The sequence below is a fragment of the Ketobacter sp. MCCC 1A13808 genome, assembly GCF_009746715.1.
Classification (GTDB): Bacteria; Pseudomonadota; Gammaproteobacteria; order Pseudomonadales; family Ketobacteraceae; genus Ketobacter.
Window position 1 is genome coordinate 491,650 of sequence record NZ_VRKW01000001.1, and the last position, 15,425, is coordinate 507,074.

Here is a 15,425-nt window from a genome sequence, read left to right on the forward strand (position 1 = left end):
TCGGGCGCAATAAAGCCGCGTACTTGCGAGTAACGCGGCTTTATTGAATAGGACTGATCAGGGTCCAGTCGGCGTACAGTCACCGGTCAGGGAGTTAATCCAATCTTCCACTACTGCAACCCCTTGCCCATGCACCACACTGCGTCCCAGTTCCGGCATTCTTACCGCTGGGTCCGTTGCATGCATCCGATAGACCAGAATTGAGTTATCTGCATCGCCAGGAACGATATCCCACTTAAGCCCACCAGAGCCGGTTCCTGCAGCAACCGGCGGTTTGCATAACCCGTAATTCGCATCCAGCGCTTGATCCGCCATCAGTTTCAAACCTGTAGCACGGGCACGACCGCCTTCGCTATGACAGTGAGCGCAGTTTATTTCCAGATAGGCTCGCGCGCGTTGCTCCATGGTACCGTCAGTCGCGTCGTTCCATATCGGTAAACGGGGCGCTTCGGCGGGCAATGGCGCGCCGGTTAACAGTCCTATTTGTGTCCAATGCAGTAACTGATTCTTGAGCTCACCATGGAAAAGGGAATCCCGATTTAACCATCGCGCTTTGGGCCCGATGGGTTGATTGAGAAAACGATCGTCGCCTTCCTCCTTAACCCCATGGCAATTGGTACATTGATTCGCATCCGGTATCCGATAATCCACCGTCACCAGGTTGCCGTCGCTGTCCAACACATTCATTGCAACCGCTCCACCACCCAACGCCAGAGTCGCATCCGTCATCCCCTCATCCCAAATATAGGCCACCCCCTGCCAACCGGAAGTTCGATGAATCAACAAGCGGGTTTCAATAACTTCCTCTTCGCCGTACTCGTTGTTCAGGGCGAACGTTTTCGCAATGATTGTGCCCACCGGAAAGGTAAACACATCTTGCTCCTGATATTCAATGGTTTGTCCGGGCGGCAAAAAAACCACTCGATATTTTGCAGCATAATCACTGAATAACGGCGACGTTAAATCATAAGGCAAACCGTGATCCGTATTCGGCTCAGCGGCTGGATCATTGCCAACAAATAACCGATATTCCGACAATTGCGGACAGTTCACTTGATAAGCCGCCCAGTTCACTGTATTGCTGTCACCCCCTCCACAGAGCAGCGCAATTTCCTGTTCGGTAAATTCTTCGTCGGGCTCGGGCACCGAATCAAACACCGACATATCCAATGCAACGGGACCAAAATCCGGCTGCGTACAGTTAGTTTCTTCAGGGTAACGGGTAATTGGCGGTGTACCAGGGGCACCGAGCAGACTCACCAGCCAATGGGTTTTATTCAGTTGCAAATTACCGAAAGACGCCGCTCTGCCCCCGGGCCGCATATTGTCGTGGAAACACCAGTCTGCCGCAGTCAGATCAGAAGCAACCTGCCCGTCCACAATGATATCCGCGGTCGGGCGCAGTTTCAGAATAAACAATAAATTGGTCAGAAAATTGAATTCACCGCCATCAAAATACCAGTTACTTTGCTTCTTCATTATATTGTTATGAACATAGATATGTTCCGGATACGGATCGTAGCCATCGGGCAGCGGCGTACCATCCAGAATAGAAACGGACTTAAAACTAAAAGAAGTGAAGTTTACGGTTTTGTTACCGGTAATCTCATTATCAAACACATGTACCCAATCAGTAGATAACACCATCACCCCGGTTCCGGTGGGAACCTTGCCAACAATATTGCCCTCGGGAGCGAAGTTTTTGGTGTTGTTATCAATTACCTGATTATTGAATACGCGAGTATGATGGCCCGCCTGAGTCAGGTTTGGCATATCGAACACCAGGATACCGCCGGTATTGTGCGTTGCCAGATTCTCGTACACATCGGCATTGATGGAGTTTTCGATTTCGATTCCTGCGACATTGTGTTCTGCCCGATTGCGCCGCACCACGATGTCTCGCGATTGACCCACGTAAATCCCGGCATCGGACGCGCCGATTACCACGCTATCTTCAATCAGTACATTGTCGCAATTGATAGGGTACAGTCCGTAGGCGCCGTTTTCCTCCGCTGGGCCCGCAGTCCACTCCACCCGCACCCGCTGCACCACAACGCCATTGGCATTTTCCATTTTAATGCCATCCCCCGCAGTGTCCTCCACCGCTAGATCCATCACCGTAAAGGCATTGGCCTGAACCAGGATGCCCTGAGCGCCCTGCGGTTGGCCGGCAAAAGAGAGAATGGTTTTATCCATACCCTGTCCGCGCAGAGTGATATGGGACGTATTCAGGCTGATCTCGTCGTCAAAGTGGAAAGTGCCCTCGGGCAACTCAATCACGGTCCCGGGCTTTGCAGACAAAAAAGCCGCTTTCAACTCAAATGGAAGTTCCGCTCCCGGCTCTAGCCTGACAACCCGATCATACTCGGTGGCGTAACCGGCTGACGAATAAAAAATAGCGCTGAAGACCACAACATAAACGAAAATAAACGGTCGACAAACCGAAACAAGCTGCCCCATAGCCTTTCCCCCCCTGCACAGTAGTCTTATTAGTATTCTCAATTCTGCACGTATCCCTGGAACATTAGTACCAGATAAGATCAGAACTAACAACCCGCTGCCATTCGCTCCAGTACCGACGCGAAGTCAAATTCTCCCGCACCGTTATAGCCTTCCACCACCAGTGGCAACTCATGTGAAGTAAAACCCTGTTGTTGTTCCAGTTGCTGGTCCAGCACCGCCACCGTTGCCTCTGACGGATCGTCTCGCCGGGCCTGACGGGCGCGAATCCGTTCTACCAACGTTTGGTAGGGTACCTGGAAATGGACAATCGTGTTTTGTTGGGCGAATTGTTCACCCAGCTCAAGAAATCGTTGGCGATGGCGTGGCGACAAAAAGGTAGCGTCGACAATCACGGGGAAACCGTTCCGCAGGCAAAGCTCAACCAACTGTGCCAGATAGGAAAAGGTTTTTTCGCTGAATTGCGGCGTGTAAATACCCTGGTGTAATTGTGACGGTTCTGAGTCGCTGAGTTGCAATGGTTTCAGCCCCGCCAACTGTTTGCGCACTACATCGGACCGCAAGTGAATAGCGCCTACAATTTCCGCAAGTTGTTTTGCGAAGGTGCTTTTCCCGGTGCCGGACACGCCGCAGGTCAACACCAGCGGCGCTCGTTTTGCCTGGGACTGCTGGCAGGCGAAGTCAAGGTACGCATCAAATTGTTGCTGCAATGCACGCTTTTGCCGAAGATCCAGGTCGGTCTGGCTTTGCCGCAAAATACTCACCTTAGCCCGAACCATCGCCCGGTATGCCATATAAAAACGCAACACCGGCAATAAATAATAATCGCATGAAGTGACCAGATACTGGTTTAACACCGCATTAGCCTGAGCCGGATAGTCGTGAAACTGCATATCCATTATTAGGAAGGCCAGATCACTGGCAACATCGATCCAGCGAAGCTGTTGGTTAAACTCAATGCAATCAAACAACAGGGCATTGGTATCGATCACTGCAATATTACCCATGTGCAGATCACCATGGCATTCCCGCACTTTACCTTCTGCCATGCGTTGTTTGAAACAGGAGGTGAGTTGCTCGAACACACTCTCCGCCCAGGCTGCTTGATGTTGCAACTGTTCACGCTGTTGTTCATTCTGCAACAACGGTTCGATCTGACGAACATTCTCCTGCACCGGATTCCATATGCGCTCCAACCCGCCATGCAAAGTGCCATGTTCGTCCACGTCCACCTGCTGATGGAAAACAGCCAAGTCAGCGCCGAGGTGATAGAAAAATTCGGGTGGCAGCGTCCGGCGCTTCATTTCATCGAGTAACACGGCGTCCGGGTCGAACTGCGTCATTTTAACGGCATAATCCACCACCGTCCCGCGGCCGCAAAAATTCAGCCCCCCCTTTGTGCACCCCCCTTCCCCGCCTGAGTCAGCGGACGCCGAGCCGGAATGGGTTTCAACACAAAAGAGCGGTTCAACAGACAGATACCATTGCGGCGCCGTACGCTGGTTCAAGCGCAATTCTTCTTCGCAAAAGTGCTTTCTTTTTTCCAGGGACGAAAAATCAAGGAAACCAAAATCCACCGGTTTCTTGATTTTATAAACGAATTTACCCGTCAGCAAAATCCACGAAATATGGGTCTCACGCCAGTGCAATGTGTCCACAGGGTGAGGAAAACTTTCGCTAATATCGAAGTCATCTACCATCATGTGCGTACCGACCACCTGCAATGCCTCTCAATCAAACTTTGGGATTACAACTTCAATTTTCAGATATCGGTTCCGGTAGTCTATCCGGGTCTGCCCGGAACGGATCCTGGTGAATTAAAACGTCCGCCCCAGGGTAAGCGGTTTTAATGCATTGATCCACATCATCGCATACCTTATGGGCGCGCCAAAGCGGCATATAGCCATCCAGCTCCAGATGCAATTGAATTATTTTAGTCGCGCCGGATTGCCTTGTGCGCAGTGCATGCACACCCAGCACATCAGCGTGTTCCAGTGCAATATTTTCAATTTTTCTCTGCTCTTCCAGCGGCAGCTCACGATCCAGCAACAATTGAATGGATTCACTCCAGATCCGGATAGCGGTATAACCGATATACAGGGCGATTACGATCGCGAGCAACGCATCTAACTTGGTCCAACCGAAAACACTCAGAACCAGTGCCACAATGATACCTGCGTTCGTCAATAAATCAGAAAGGTAATGCAATGAATCGGCTTTGATCGCGACGGAACGTGTTCGTGCCACGACATAGCGCTGATACGCGACCAGACAGAGTGTCAGCAGCATGGAAATAATCATAACGGTAATGGCTGAATCCAAATGTTGTAGCGGTGGCGGATCTAAAAGGTGGTCGACCCCCTGAGCTAACAAAAACAAAGCCGACAACATTATAAAAACCGATTGTGCCAATCCCGCCAGGGATTCGGCTTTCCCGTGGCCGAATCGATGCTCTTCATCGGCAGGCTGCAGAGCGTAACGCACCGCCATAAAATTGATTAACGATACCAGTGTGTCAATAGCGGAATCCACCAACGACGCCAACAAACTAACCGAACCGGATATCCACCACGCATAGGCTTTTATCAACAGTAACAGCAGCGCCACGCTGACAGAAGCCGTCGTCGCCCGCCGCAATAATTGGTTGCGCCTTTGAGTTACACCAACGACCTCGTTCATAACGTTTTCGAATAACCCGATTGAATTTCCCGACTGTTCCCCCATCTTATGCAATATGTGATTAAATGACGAATTAATCACCTGTAATGGGAGGATTGAAAACAATGAGAGTCATTCGCGAGCCTGCCGTGGCCGGACTTTTTTATTCCGACAATCCGCAGACACTGCGCCATTCGGTCGCCCGCTATCTGCAGCTAGTCGAACCACAACCGGCACCCACAACCGGTCATGAAAACCACGACTACCTGGAGGCAGTGCCCAAAGCCCTTATCGTACCCCACGCAGGTTACGTCTATTCGGGTAATACCGCCGCCAGCGCCTATCGCGCACTGGCCCCGGCGTCGAAATTAATTAAGCGCGTTGTATTACTGGGGCCCAGCCACCGGATCGGATTTAAAGGTGTCGCCTTTTGCAGTTCGGACGCATTCCGTACACCGATGGGTGATGTGCCGGTGGACCAATCTTCCTTCGTTGCAATTTCCAATATTCCTGAAGTTAAACTCTTGGATAGCGCGCACCAACAGGAACATAGCCTGGAGGTTCAACTGCCCTTTCTGCAATTTTTATTTTCGGATTTTACGCTGGTTCCACTGGTCGTGGGTGAAGCCTCGCAGGAAACCGTCGCCCGGATTCTGGGCGCGCTTTGGGGCGCAGATGAAACCCTGATCGTTATCAGCTCCGACCTCAGTCATTTCCACGATTACCAAACAGCCCAGGCCATCGACAAAAAGACCTGTCAGGCGATTGAGCAACTGGCGCCGGAGCAAATCGGATACGAGCAGGCATGCGGCCGCAACCCGGTAAAAGGTTTGTTGTGTGTCGCCCGTCAGCGTGGCCTGGATGTAAAAACGCTGTCCCGTTGCAATTCCGGCGATACCGCCGGTGATCTCCAGCGGGTAGTGGGATACGGGGCATGGGCTTTTTATGACAATGGATAAATCCGCGCAGCAGGAACTATTGGACACCGCCTGGGCATCCATCCACTTTGGCTTGCACCAGCACAAATCACTGCCCGTCACCAGCGCCAAAGCAGGCGCCCTCAACCAATCCGGAGCCAGCTTTATTACTCTGCAAAAGCACCACCAGTTGCGAGGCTGCATGGGCAGCCTGGAGGCGTACCGCAGTTTGCTTGAAGACGTTGCAGACAACGCCTATAGTGCCGCATTCCGCGACCCGCGTTTTGCACCCCTCACTGCCGCTGAATTGGATCAGCTGGATCTGCAGATTTCCGTACTGAGTAAACCCGTGCCAATGCAGTTTGTTGATGAAGTAGACCTGCTCAATCAACTACAGCCTGGATTGGATGGCATCGTGTTCGAATCCGGCGAGCACCGCAGCACATTTCTGCCCCAGGTGTGGGAGCAACTTACTACACCCCGGCAATTCATGGCGCAGCTTAAACAAAAAGCCGGTTTGAGTGCCGATTATTGGGCGCCGCAAGTCCGCATAAAACGCTACCATGTCGAAAAGTTCCGCTAACAATACTGCCCGCGACTCCTTATACTCCCAGCATGAAAAACAATCTATTGCAGGGCGCAGTATACCTGCTGGCTGGAGAGCTGATGCTCGCCATTATGGCCGCGCTCATTAAAGCCCTTTCTCAGGAAATCGCTCCGGAAGTGCTGGTGTTTGCCCGCAACCTGTTCGGTTTGATGTTTATATTACCCGTCGTTGCGCATCAGGGTTGGCGCAACCTGAAAACCGGTTGCATCCATTTGCACCTGGTACGTTCCCTGGTTGGGCTGGTCGCTATGTATTGTTACTTCTATGTGATAACCCACCTGCCGTTGGCAGAAGCCGCCCTGGTAAAACTATCGTCTCCTTTCTTCTTACCCTTGATCGCCATGGTGTGGCTTAACGAACGCATCGACCGCAGAACAATGTGGGCTATCGCTGTCGGCTTTCTTGGTGTGATGGTGGTACTACGACCCGGTACCGACACTTTTCAGCCAGTGGCGTTAATCGGCATCCTGGGCGCAGCTCTGGCCAGTCTGGCCAAGGTGTCAATCCGTCGTATGGCCACCCGCGAACCGGGCTACCGAATCGTGTTCTACTTCGGTGTGTTAGCAACATTGGCTTCAGCAATACCGCTGATCTGGAGCTGGCAAATGCCGCAATCCCACCACTGGCCCTGGTTACTGGCGATTGGCCTGGCGGGAACTTGCGGCCAGTTACTCATGACTAAAGCCTATCAGGCAGCGAACCCGGGGAAAATCGGGCCTTATACCTACACCGCCGTGATTTATGCCGCCCTCTTTGGTTGGGTATTCTGGAATGAGGCTATTATCCTCACCACCTTGATCGGTAGTCTGCTGATCATCGGTGCCGGGGTATTCAATCTGAAGAGCGGATCGAAATCCATTTAACTGTCATCCACTGCAAATGATGATAAATCGGCATCGTGAAACGGCTACCCGCAGCAGGCCTATAATTGACCTGAGGGCCGCAACCGCACTACTCAGATGTCATTGTTTTCAGTGCCCCGAATACGCATGATCATCGTTCAGGATCCCAGTTTAAAGGCATATACTGGACTTACAGGAATCTAAAGGAGACGCCAATGAGTCGCGATCCAATCGGATTAGCCATGGCAACCATGAGCCGTATCGCCAGCTCACCGCTGGTGGAAAAAATGGGGCTTAGAGAAACCATCGAGAAACTGACCTACCAAAGCACAAAAAATGGCTTCAAAGCCATGGGGGCTGCCTCCCGTCAGTTCAAAAGCGTAACTCAACTGCTCAAACCAGAGCGCCTGGAAGCGCCGGCACAACCGAAACGGCAATTCGATCTGTCGCTCACTGAAGAACAAAATATGATGCGCGACAGTGTCAGGGGGTTTGCAACTGACGTATTACGTCCCGCCGCTCCCAAAAGCAACGACGACTGTGCTTTAAGCCAGGATTTATTAACTCAAGCCAACGACTTGGGTTTAACTTACTTCGCCGTTCCGGAAAACCTGGGCGGCGCTGCCACGGAACGGTCTCCCGTCACCAGCATGTTAATAGCAGAAGATCTGGCTTATGGTGATATGGGACTGGCGGTCTCCATACTATCGACCATCGGCGTTGCGAACGCACTGACTCAATGGGGAAGCGCATCGCAGCAATCCAAATATTTACCTGCCTTTCTGGAAGAGAATACATTGCAGGCGGCAATCGCTGTCAATGAGAAGCGACCGTTATTTGATCCCAATCATTTAACGACAACGGCAACCGAAAACAGCAGTGGATACCTGTTAAATGGCGACAAAACCATGGTACCGCTGGTTGAGACAGCAGAGTTGTTTTTAATAGCTGCCATGCTCAACGGCAAGCCGAGGCTATTTATCGTTGAAAGTGGCAGCGAGGGTTTAAGCATTGAGAAAAAACCCAACATGGGTGTGCGCGCCGCCGCCATGGGCGACATACAGCTATCCCAGGTAGCGGTGAGCAAAGACGCGCTACTCGGCAGTGACGATTTTTGCTACACGAGTTTTATCAATCTGGCACGTCTGGCGTGGTGCGCAGTTGCGGTGGGAACAGCACAAGCCGTGTTGGACTACGTTATTCCCTACTGTAATGAACGCATTGCCTTCGGCGAACCCATTAGCCACCGCCAGTCAGTGGCGTTTATGATCGCGAATATCGGGATCGAGCTGAACGCCATGCGTTTAATGGTTAGCCGCGCTGTCGCACTGGCAGAACACGGCAAGCCATTTGCCCGCGAAGCCTATCTGGCGCGGGTACTCTGTGCGGAGAAATCCATGGAAATCGGCACCAACGGCGTGCAGCTACTCGGTGGACACGGCTTCACTAAAGAACACCCGGTGGAGCTGTGGTATCGGGATCTGCGAGCCATCGCGGTCATGGATGGCGGTTTGCATCTTTAGAGGGATAATACGATGAATCTTGAACTACCAAAAAAGTTAAAAGTTCTGGGCGATATGGCCCAAAATCTATCGGTTGAAATGTTACGCCCCATATCGCGCAAATACGATTTAGCAGAGCACGAGTACCCTAAAGAACTGGACCTGGTGTCATCAATGCTCGACGGCATGAATGATGGTGAAGGGGGTGCCGGGGTCGGAGCAGACCAGTCCAAACAAAAAGCCGATAAGAACGCGGGAATACGCAACGGCGCCAATATGGCGGCCGTGGTCGGCATTCAAGGATTTTGTTGGGGCGATGTGGGTTTACTGCTCACATTACCCCGCCAAGGTTTGGGTAACGCCGCTATTGGTGCGGTAGCAAATGAAGAACAATCCAAGCGCTTCCAGGGCAAGTGGGCAGCCATGGCGATCACCGAACCGGGAACGGGGTCGGATTCAGCCAACATCAACACCACTGCACGCCTGGACGGCGATCACTACATATTGAATGGCGAGAAGATTTTTGTGACCGCCGGAGAACGTGCCGATATTGTTGTGGTCTGGGCATCGCTGGATAAACAGGCCGGACGCGCCGCCATCAAATCGTTTGCAGTGGAGCGCGGAACTCCGGGAATGGAAGTCACCCGCCTGGAACACAAACTTGGTATCAAAGCCTCAGATACGGCCTCCATTAGCTTTTCAGATTGTCGAGTACATAAAAGCAATTTGCTGGGTAACCCGGAGATCGACACCAAGCAAGGTTTTGGTGGCGTCATGCAAACCTTTGATAACACCCGTCCATTAGTCGCGGCAATGGCAGTCGGGGTTGCGAAAGCTGCACTGGATCGCACCAAGGCGTTATTGAAAGACAGTACACCATTGGATTACAGCAAACCAATCTATAACAGCAGCGCTGCCGAAGCGGAATTCTACCGCATGGAAGCTGACTGGGAAGCGGCTCGCCTGCTAACCTTGCAAGCAGCATGGATGGCGGATAATGGTCTGCCCAATTCCATGGAAGCGTCTATGGCTAAAGCCAAAGCAGGACGCACTTGTAACGGGATCACCCTGAAATGCGTGGAGCTGTGTTCCGGTTTGGGTTATAGCGAAGATGAGCTGTTAGAAAAATGGTCCAGGGATTCTAAAATTCTGGACATCTTTGAAGGCACACAACAGATTCAGCAATTGATCGTTGCGCGCCGCCTACTCAACCTGTCTTCATCTGAATTAAAATAAGATAACGTTCAACCTTTTTTCAGGGGTCACCTCCGCTTTTCCAAGTGGCCCCTGCCGGAAAATTAAAGCTAAAATCAAAGTTAAATCTTGAACAACCCGTTTTTCGAAAAACCGATTGAGTTAAACCATCACGACTACGAACCAAAACCACCACTCCGCGCTGCACCCGCCTCTCATAACAACGCCGAACATACAACGGATCCCCGCGGCCTCTTTACCCCTAAAAGCGCCTCAAGTTTCGACAATGCCAACCTGTTTCAAGTTTCAGAAAAGACTTGCACATCAGGGCCATTGCTAGATCTGCTTCACACCTTCTGCGGGAACAACTGTTTACCCTAACTTCACTAAACCCGGTAGCGGCAAGTTAAATTTTTATACAAAGGAGGCAGTTTAAATGGATCGAACAAATCCGCCAGGAAAAGGTTGGCGCAATGCGCTGAAATACGCAGGCGGCGTCACCAGCGTCGGTGTTGCCTTGGCAACGTTTTCGAACAGTGCAGCAGCAAGCTGTGAATACAAAATTATTACCGAATGGAACTCCGGATTTTTAGCCAACATCCGCGTAACGAACGACACATCTTCGACAGTGGACGGCTGGGACGTAAACTGGCTCTTTAACGGCGACAACCGCGTAAGAAATTCCTGGTCAGCGATGATCGAGGGTGATAATCCGCAAACCGCGCGCAACCGATTCTGGAACGGTACCCTATCACCGGGCGAATCAGTAACATTTGGTTTTGTGGGAAAATCCGCAGGAGCCACAGAGATTCCTGAACTGAGCGGCAGCTTATGTAACGGCGATCCGGTTGTAGATGATCCTGTTGTAGATGATCCCGTTGTAGACGATCCTGTTGTAGATGATCCCGTTGTAGACGATCCTGTTGTAGATGATCCCGTTGTAGATGATCCTGTCTCCGGCGGAGAAGGTATGTTTCGGGTCAACTCGTCCGGGCAGATCACTAAAAATGGTCAGGCTTTCCCGCTCCAGTGCGGTAACTGGTTCGGCCTGGAAGGCCAGCATGAACCCAATAATGCCGAAAAGAATGCAGGTGGGGCACCGTTAGAACTCTATGTCGGCAATATGTGGTGGGCTAATGGAGGTCAGGGTACCGGTCGTACTATTGAACAAACCATGAAAGAAATTTCAGCGCAGGGTATCAACACCGTGCGGCTACCAATTGCACCTCAAACATTGAACGCGGATGACCCCCAGGGCCAGGACAGTGTTATGAAGAACCATCAATCAGTGCGTTCCGGCAACGCACGGCAATCGATGGAAAACTTTATCACCCTTGCGGATCAAAATAATATTGAAGTCATTATCGATATCCACTCCTGCTCGAACTACGTTGGCTGGCGCGCAGGCCGCCTGGATGCAACCCCGCCCTACGCAGATGCGAATCGCGAAGGCTATGACCTAACCCGTGAAGAATACGCCTGTGGACCCGCCGGCCCAGGGGTGACCGTTCAGAATTACAACGAAAGCATTTGGCTGGATAACTTGCGTGAAATCGCGGGATTACAGGAAAAGCTCGGTGTCGACAATATCATCGGCATCGATATATTCAACGAGCCCTGGGATTACACCTGGGAAGAGTGGAAAACGCTGGCAGAGCATGCGTATCAAGCCATCAATGAGGTTAACTCCGACGTACTGGTTTTTGTAGAAGGAGTGGGTGCTTCCACATCCGACGGCACCAAAGTGCCCCACGGTGACGAGTCCTCAAATCCCAATTGGGGTGAAAACCTTTACATGGCGGGCACACAGCCGCTGAATATTCCCAAAGATCGATTAGTGTTATCACCCCATACCTATGGACCATCCGTATTCGTGCAAAACCAGTTTATGGATCCGGGCCAACCAGAATGTGCGAATTTAGAGGGCGACGAAGCGGGTCGGGCTGACTGCAATATCGTGATAGACCCCGCCAAATCCGAAGCAGGCTGGCAGGAGCACTTTGGTTATCTTAAGGATCAGGGCTATGCACTGGTGGTCGGAGAATTCGGTGGCAACATGGATTGGCCTAACAACACCAGAGCAGCAGAACAGGCCATGTGGAGCCATGTTCAACCCGGTGTGGATCAGCAGTGGCAGAAAACCTTTGTAAACTATCTGGTGGAAAAAGAAATTCCTGCCTGCTATTGGTCCATCAATCCGGAGTCCGGTGACACCGGTGGATGGTACAACCACGCGTATGTACCTGACGTTAATGAATCTGGCTGGGGCACCTGGGAAGGCATGGACCCGCGCAAAACCAGCTTACTTAAAACCTTGTGGGGCACTCAGTAAAGCGCCCTTTGGAATACATAAACCGGGCGAATCCCTGATGCGTCCGGTTTATGCTTTTAAATTAATATCATGATCACCTGGAAACGACCAACCGCACTTGGCACTCTAACCCAATCCCAATTTGCCGAAGTAATCGGCAAGAAAGAAAGCCATTACCAAAACACCGGAAAAGTAGCCGAGATAAACTGTTTTATTACGCTGGTTTAGGTTACCAAAATAGACAAACAGGATAGCGATAATAAAATTGATTGCAGCCCAAAGGACATTCAACACCGGAGAGGATAACCCCACACCCGGCGGATCGGAAAACGGCGAAGGAAAAGGTCTTCCGCTGACACCGTTAACAAAATGCGGTACTACATTCACAAAAAACACCCCGGCTAAAAAAGCTAAAATAAAGTCCTTGCCACGTGTTGCCATCGCCATCTGATACCCCCGCCGAATGATCCGTTATTTTTAATTATTAAAGACCGGCTTCTCGCCCACAGTCCGATCCAGCCAGTTAATCATCTCCCAGGATGCATGTAAAACAGTCTCTTCCCCACGATAAACATGCTCCTCAAACGGTAATTCAACATAGCGAACGGTCACCCCCTCTCCTACCAACGCATGAAAAAATCGCCGGGCCTGAATGGTGGGCGTGCCCGGATTGGGATCAGCACCGCCATGTACCAATAGAATGGGCTTTTTATATTGGTTGGCGCTGAAAAACGGAGAAATTTTCGCATAATAATCTTCTGCATCCCAAAAGGAGCGCGTCTCATGCTGAAACCCGAACGGTGTCAAGGTACGGTTATACGCACCGGACATCGCGATCGCTGTCGCAAAGCGATCAGAATGAATCAGCAAATTAGCCGCTGAAAAAGCACCAAAACTGTGCCCTCCGATGACGATCCGTTTGGGATCACTGATACCTTCCTCTACTAAATAGTCCACCAACGATTCCGCACCGGTGACGAGTTGCGGAAGATAAACATCGTCATTGTCCTGGGTGTGAACGATCGGTAGTTTAGGGTAATTTATTACGACATAACCGGCCAGCGCTGCTGCGACCGGTGACACCCCTTTGATCCGATGATATTGAAATTGCCTGGCGTCCGCCCTTGCAGCCTTTTCGGGACCATCAAATTCGCGGGGGTAAATCCAAATCAACGTTGCTAACGGTTTCTTGCCGGCATTGGGGGGCAGATACATTAATGCCGATAATTTCAGACCATCTTGGCGTTTATAGGTGATTCGCTTGCGAACGATCTTATCCAACTGCGGATAGGGATTCGGGGTTTTGTAAATGGTCGTCGCTTTATTACCTGCTACACGAACCAGCTGCGGAGCATCAGTGGCGCTTTCCCGGGAGGTCAACAAAACCTCACCCTCCTTATCTAGTATGGCTATCACCGGCTCATAAACCCCGGCCTCAGCCGTGAACAGGCGACGTTGCTCACCGCTATGCAGATTGACTTCGGTCAGAGAAGGCCGAGGGGCATCGTGGTTGAGGCCATCCGTTACTAAAAAGATCCGCTGCGTGGTTTCCAGGGCAGGCCCCTGTCGCCCATTCACACGTATCGCATTGCTGCCGTCACCCTGATCCCGTGTGCCCTGCCAAACCCGCCGAACGCCCGCCTTCAGCACTGCGTACACCGCGACCTCGTCCGGTTTGTTTGTGGCGGCAATAAACCAAGGTGTTCCCGCACTACTCCAACCGAATTCCTTTATCGGATAATCACTAATGGCGACGGTTTCCGCCCCATCCACACCCACCTCAAACGGGGCCCGTAATCGCTTCCAAATATAAGTTGCGGCGCCGCTGGCATCCACTCTGCGCTGGATGAAACCCGCGGTAACCGGTAAATTCGGTGCCCACTCAATGGATTTCGGATCTGCTCCTTCCCCACCCTCTTCGTCCGGCTGTAAGCCGAAACCGAATGCCGCGGACTGATACAACCGTTTCGAGGATTGCAAATCCCAGACTTCAACCTGACTCGGAAACTGTTTGGCCGGAACCAGATGGGAATACGAGGATTGTAGCCGGGTGATGATAACGAATCGCCCCTGCGGAGCTGCTTCAAATTCGGTAATCATGCCACCCGCAATCCGCGTCGGCACGACTTTTTTATCTGTATAAAGGTGCGCCAGATCGCTGGCAAAATAATAATCGAATTGTGCCGACGAGGATTGATCCTTTAATAAGTTTGAATAGGTGCGCGTAGGCAGCGCCTGGCCTGTATGTTCAACTACAATCGGCGACACTCCGGTATGCGGCGCTCTCCCCTGCTTCAACGGCCTCATACGGCACAGCAGCGATTCCTCTGTCGTCCACTGGCATGGATTACCCCAAGCAGCGTTCACCCTGGTGGACAGCATCGTCTGCTGACGGGACTCGATATTATAAATCAAAAATTGCGATGGCTTGCCCGGCTCGACTTGCAATGCAGAAAGGTATTTACCCGATAGTGAAAACTGAACAAAGGCGAACCGGGCAGCACTACGTGAATCGCTTCCGGCTCGCCATTGCTGGGGGGATGTGGCTTTCTGAGGGTTGGAGCTGATGATCTCTACCCGCTCCACCAACGCATCCAGACCGGTAATCCCAGTCACCGGATCATAACGATAGCCGGCCAAACTCAGCCTGGGTGTCTGCATGCGCTGTTGGTCGATCACCCCCTCGTAATGTAGCAACGCAATTTTTTCTGCCGCCACATGAATAACCGGTGTGGGCGGTTCAGCCGTTAGCAGTAAACGGCTGATCTCTTGCGCCGGCCGCTTAAATCCTTCCGACGCTGTTCCCGGTGCTGCATCGCTCACCGCCATGAATGTCACTAAAAAAAGTGCTATAGCGGGTTTAAGCACGTTCTTTTTCATCTACCCATCCCTGGATTTGAAACGATTTTTAGCACATCTATTGGCTTATATAGG

The 15,425-nt window shown here is 51.6% G+C and carries 11 protein-coding genes; 6 read left to right on the forward strand and 5 right to left on the reverse strand.

Annotation, left to right across the window (positions count from 1 at the left end):
* Positions 1 to 57 precede the first annotated feature (57 nt).
* The 3 genes from FT643_RS02230 to FT643_RS02240 form a co-directional block, all read right to left on the reverse strand.
* Positions 58 to 2,460, reverse strand: coding sequence for an SO2930 family diheme c-type cytochrome (locus FT643_RS02230; protein ID WP_156869043.1), 2,403 nt, complete (start codon positions 2,458 to 2,460; stop codon positions 58 to 60).
* A gap of 86 nt (positions 2,461 to 2,546) precedes the next feature.
* Positions 2,547 to 4,163, reverse strand: coding sequence for a bifunctional aminoglycoside phosphotransferase/ATP-binding protein (locus tag FT643_RS02235; protein ID WP_156869044.1), 1,617 nt, complete (start codon positions 4,161 to 4,163; stop codon positions 2,547 to 2,549).
* 52 nt (positions 4,164 to 4,215) lie between these two features.
* The gene (locus FT643_RS02240; RefSeq protein WP_156869045.1) at positions 4,216 to 5,139 is read right to left on the reverse strand and encodes a cation diffusion facilitator family transporter; all 924 of its coding nucleotides are present in this window, start codon (positions 5,137 to 5,139) and stop codon (positions 4,216 to 4,218) included.
* 104 nt (positions 5,140 to 5,243) lie between these two features.
* On the opposite strand from FT643_RS02240, the gene amrB reads away from it, so the two are divergent.
* From amrB to FT643_RS02270, 6 genes are all read left to right on the forward strand, one after another.
* Positions 5,244 to 6,077 carry an AmmeMemoRadiSam system protein B gene (gene amrB, locus FT643_RS02245; RefSeq protein WP_156869046.1) on the forward strand — a complete coding sequence of 278 codons (834 nt, stop codon included), beginning with the start codon at positions 5,244 to 5,246 and terminating at the stop codon, positions 6,075 to 6,077.
* On the forward strand, positions 6,064 to 6,618 hold the full coding sequence (amrA, locus tag FT643_RS02250) for an AmmeMemoRadiSam system protein A (RefSeq protein ID WP_156869047.1): 555 nt from the start codon (positions 6,064 to 6,066) through the stop codon (positions 6,616 to 6,618). The genes amrB and amrA overlap by 14 nt, the downstream gene beginning before the upstream one ends.
* A gap of 32 nt (positions 6,619 to 6,650) precedes the next feature.
* The gene (locus tag FT643_RS02255; protein WP_156869048.1) at positions 6,651 to 7,505 is read left to right on the forward strand and encodes a DMT family transporter; all 855 of its coding nucleotides are present in this window, start codon (positions 6,651 to 6,653) and stop codon (positions 7,503 to 7,505) included.
* Positions 7,506 to 7,699: 194 nt separating this feature from the next.
* Positions 7,700 to 9,007: an acyl-CoA dehydrogenase family protein gene (locus FT643_RS02260; RefSeq protein WP_156869049.1), complete on the forward strand. Its 1,308-nt coding sequence runs from the start codon at positions 7,700 to 7,702 to the stop codon at positions 9,005 to 9,007.
* Between the two features lie 12 nt (positions 9,008 to 9,019).
* On the forward strand, positions 9,020 to 10,222 hold the full coding sequence (locus tag FT643_RS02265; RefSeq protein WP_156869050.1) for an acyl-CoA dehydrogenase family protein: 1,203 nt from the start codon (positions 9,020 to 9,022) through the stop codon (positions 10,220 to 10,222).
* 394 nt (positions 10,223 to 10,616) lie between these two features.
* A complete protein-coding gene (locus FT643_RS02270) occupies positions 10,617 to 12,512 on the forward strand; it encodes a cellulase family glycosylhydrolase (RefSeq protein WP_156869051.1) in 1,896 nt (631 codons plus the stop codon).
* A gap of 105 nt (positions 12,513 to 12,617) precedes the next feature.
* On the opposite strand, the gene FT643_RS02275 is transcribed toward FT643_RS02270, so the two are convergent.
* Positions 12,618 to 12,938 carry a hypothetical protein gene (locus FT643_RS02275; RefSeq protein WP_198043250.1) on the reverse strand — a complete coding sequence of 107 codons (321 nt, stop codon included), beginning with the start codon at positions 12,936 to 12,938 and terminating at the stop codon, positions 12,618 to 12,620.
* A 30-nt stretch (positions 12,939 to 12,968) separates the two neighbouring features.
* Complete coding sequence (locus FT643_RS02280; RefSeq protein WP_156869052.1) at positions 12,969 to 15,371, reverse strand: alpha/beta hydrolase family protein; 2,403 nt, start codon at positions 15,369 to 15,371, stop codon at positions 12,969 to 12,971.
* Between the last annotated feature and the right edge of the window lie 54 nt (positions 15,372 to 15,425).

Excerpts from the sequence above, each read along its gene's own strand:
- FT643_RS02230 (WP_156869043.1), bottom strand. The coding sequence starts at position 2,460 with ATGGGGCAGCTTGTTTCGGTTTGTCGACCGTTTATTTTCGTTTATGTT.
- FT643_RS02235 (WP_156869044.1), bottom strand. The coding sequence starts at position 4,163 with ATGATGGTAGATGACTTCGATATTAGCGAAAGTTTTCCTCACCCTGTG.
- FT643_RS02240 (WP_156869045.1), bottom strand. The coding sequence starts at position 5,139 with ATGAACGAGGTCGTTGGTGTAACTCAAAGGCGCAACCAATTATTGCGG.
- amrB (WP_156869046.1), top strand. The coding sequence starts at position 5,244 with ATGAGAGTCATTCGCGAGCCTGCCGTGGCCGGACTTTTTTATTCCGAC.
- amrA (WP_156869047.1), top strand. The coding sequence starts at position 6,064 with ATGACAATGGATAAATCCGCGCAGCAGGAACTATTGGACACCGCCTGG.
- FT643_RS02255 (WP_156869048.1), top strand. The coding sequence starts at position 6,651 with ATGAAAAACAATCTATTGCAGGGCGCAGTATACCTGCTGGCTGGAGAG.
- FT643_RS02260 (WP_156869049.1), top strand. The coding sequence starts at position 7,700 with ATGAGTCGCGATCCAATCGGATTAGCCATGGCAACCATGAGCCGTATC.
- FT643_RS02265 (WP_156869050.1), top strand. The coding sequence starts at position 9,020 with ATGAATCTTGAACTACCAAAAAAGTTAAAAGTTCTGGGCGATATGGCC.
- FT643_RS02270 (WP_156869051.1), top strand. The coding sequence starts at position 10,617 with ATGGATCGAACAAATCCGCCAGGAAAAGGTTGGCGCAATGCGCTGAAA.
- FT643_RS02275 (WP_198043250.1), bottom strand. The coding sequence starts at position 12,938 with ATGGCGATGGCAACACGTGGCAAGGACTTTATTTTAGCTTTTTTAGCC.
- FT643_RS02280 (WP_156869052.1), bottom strand. The coding sequence starts at position 15,371 with ATGAAAAAGAACGTGCTTAAACCCGCTATAGCACTTTTTTTAGTGACA.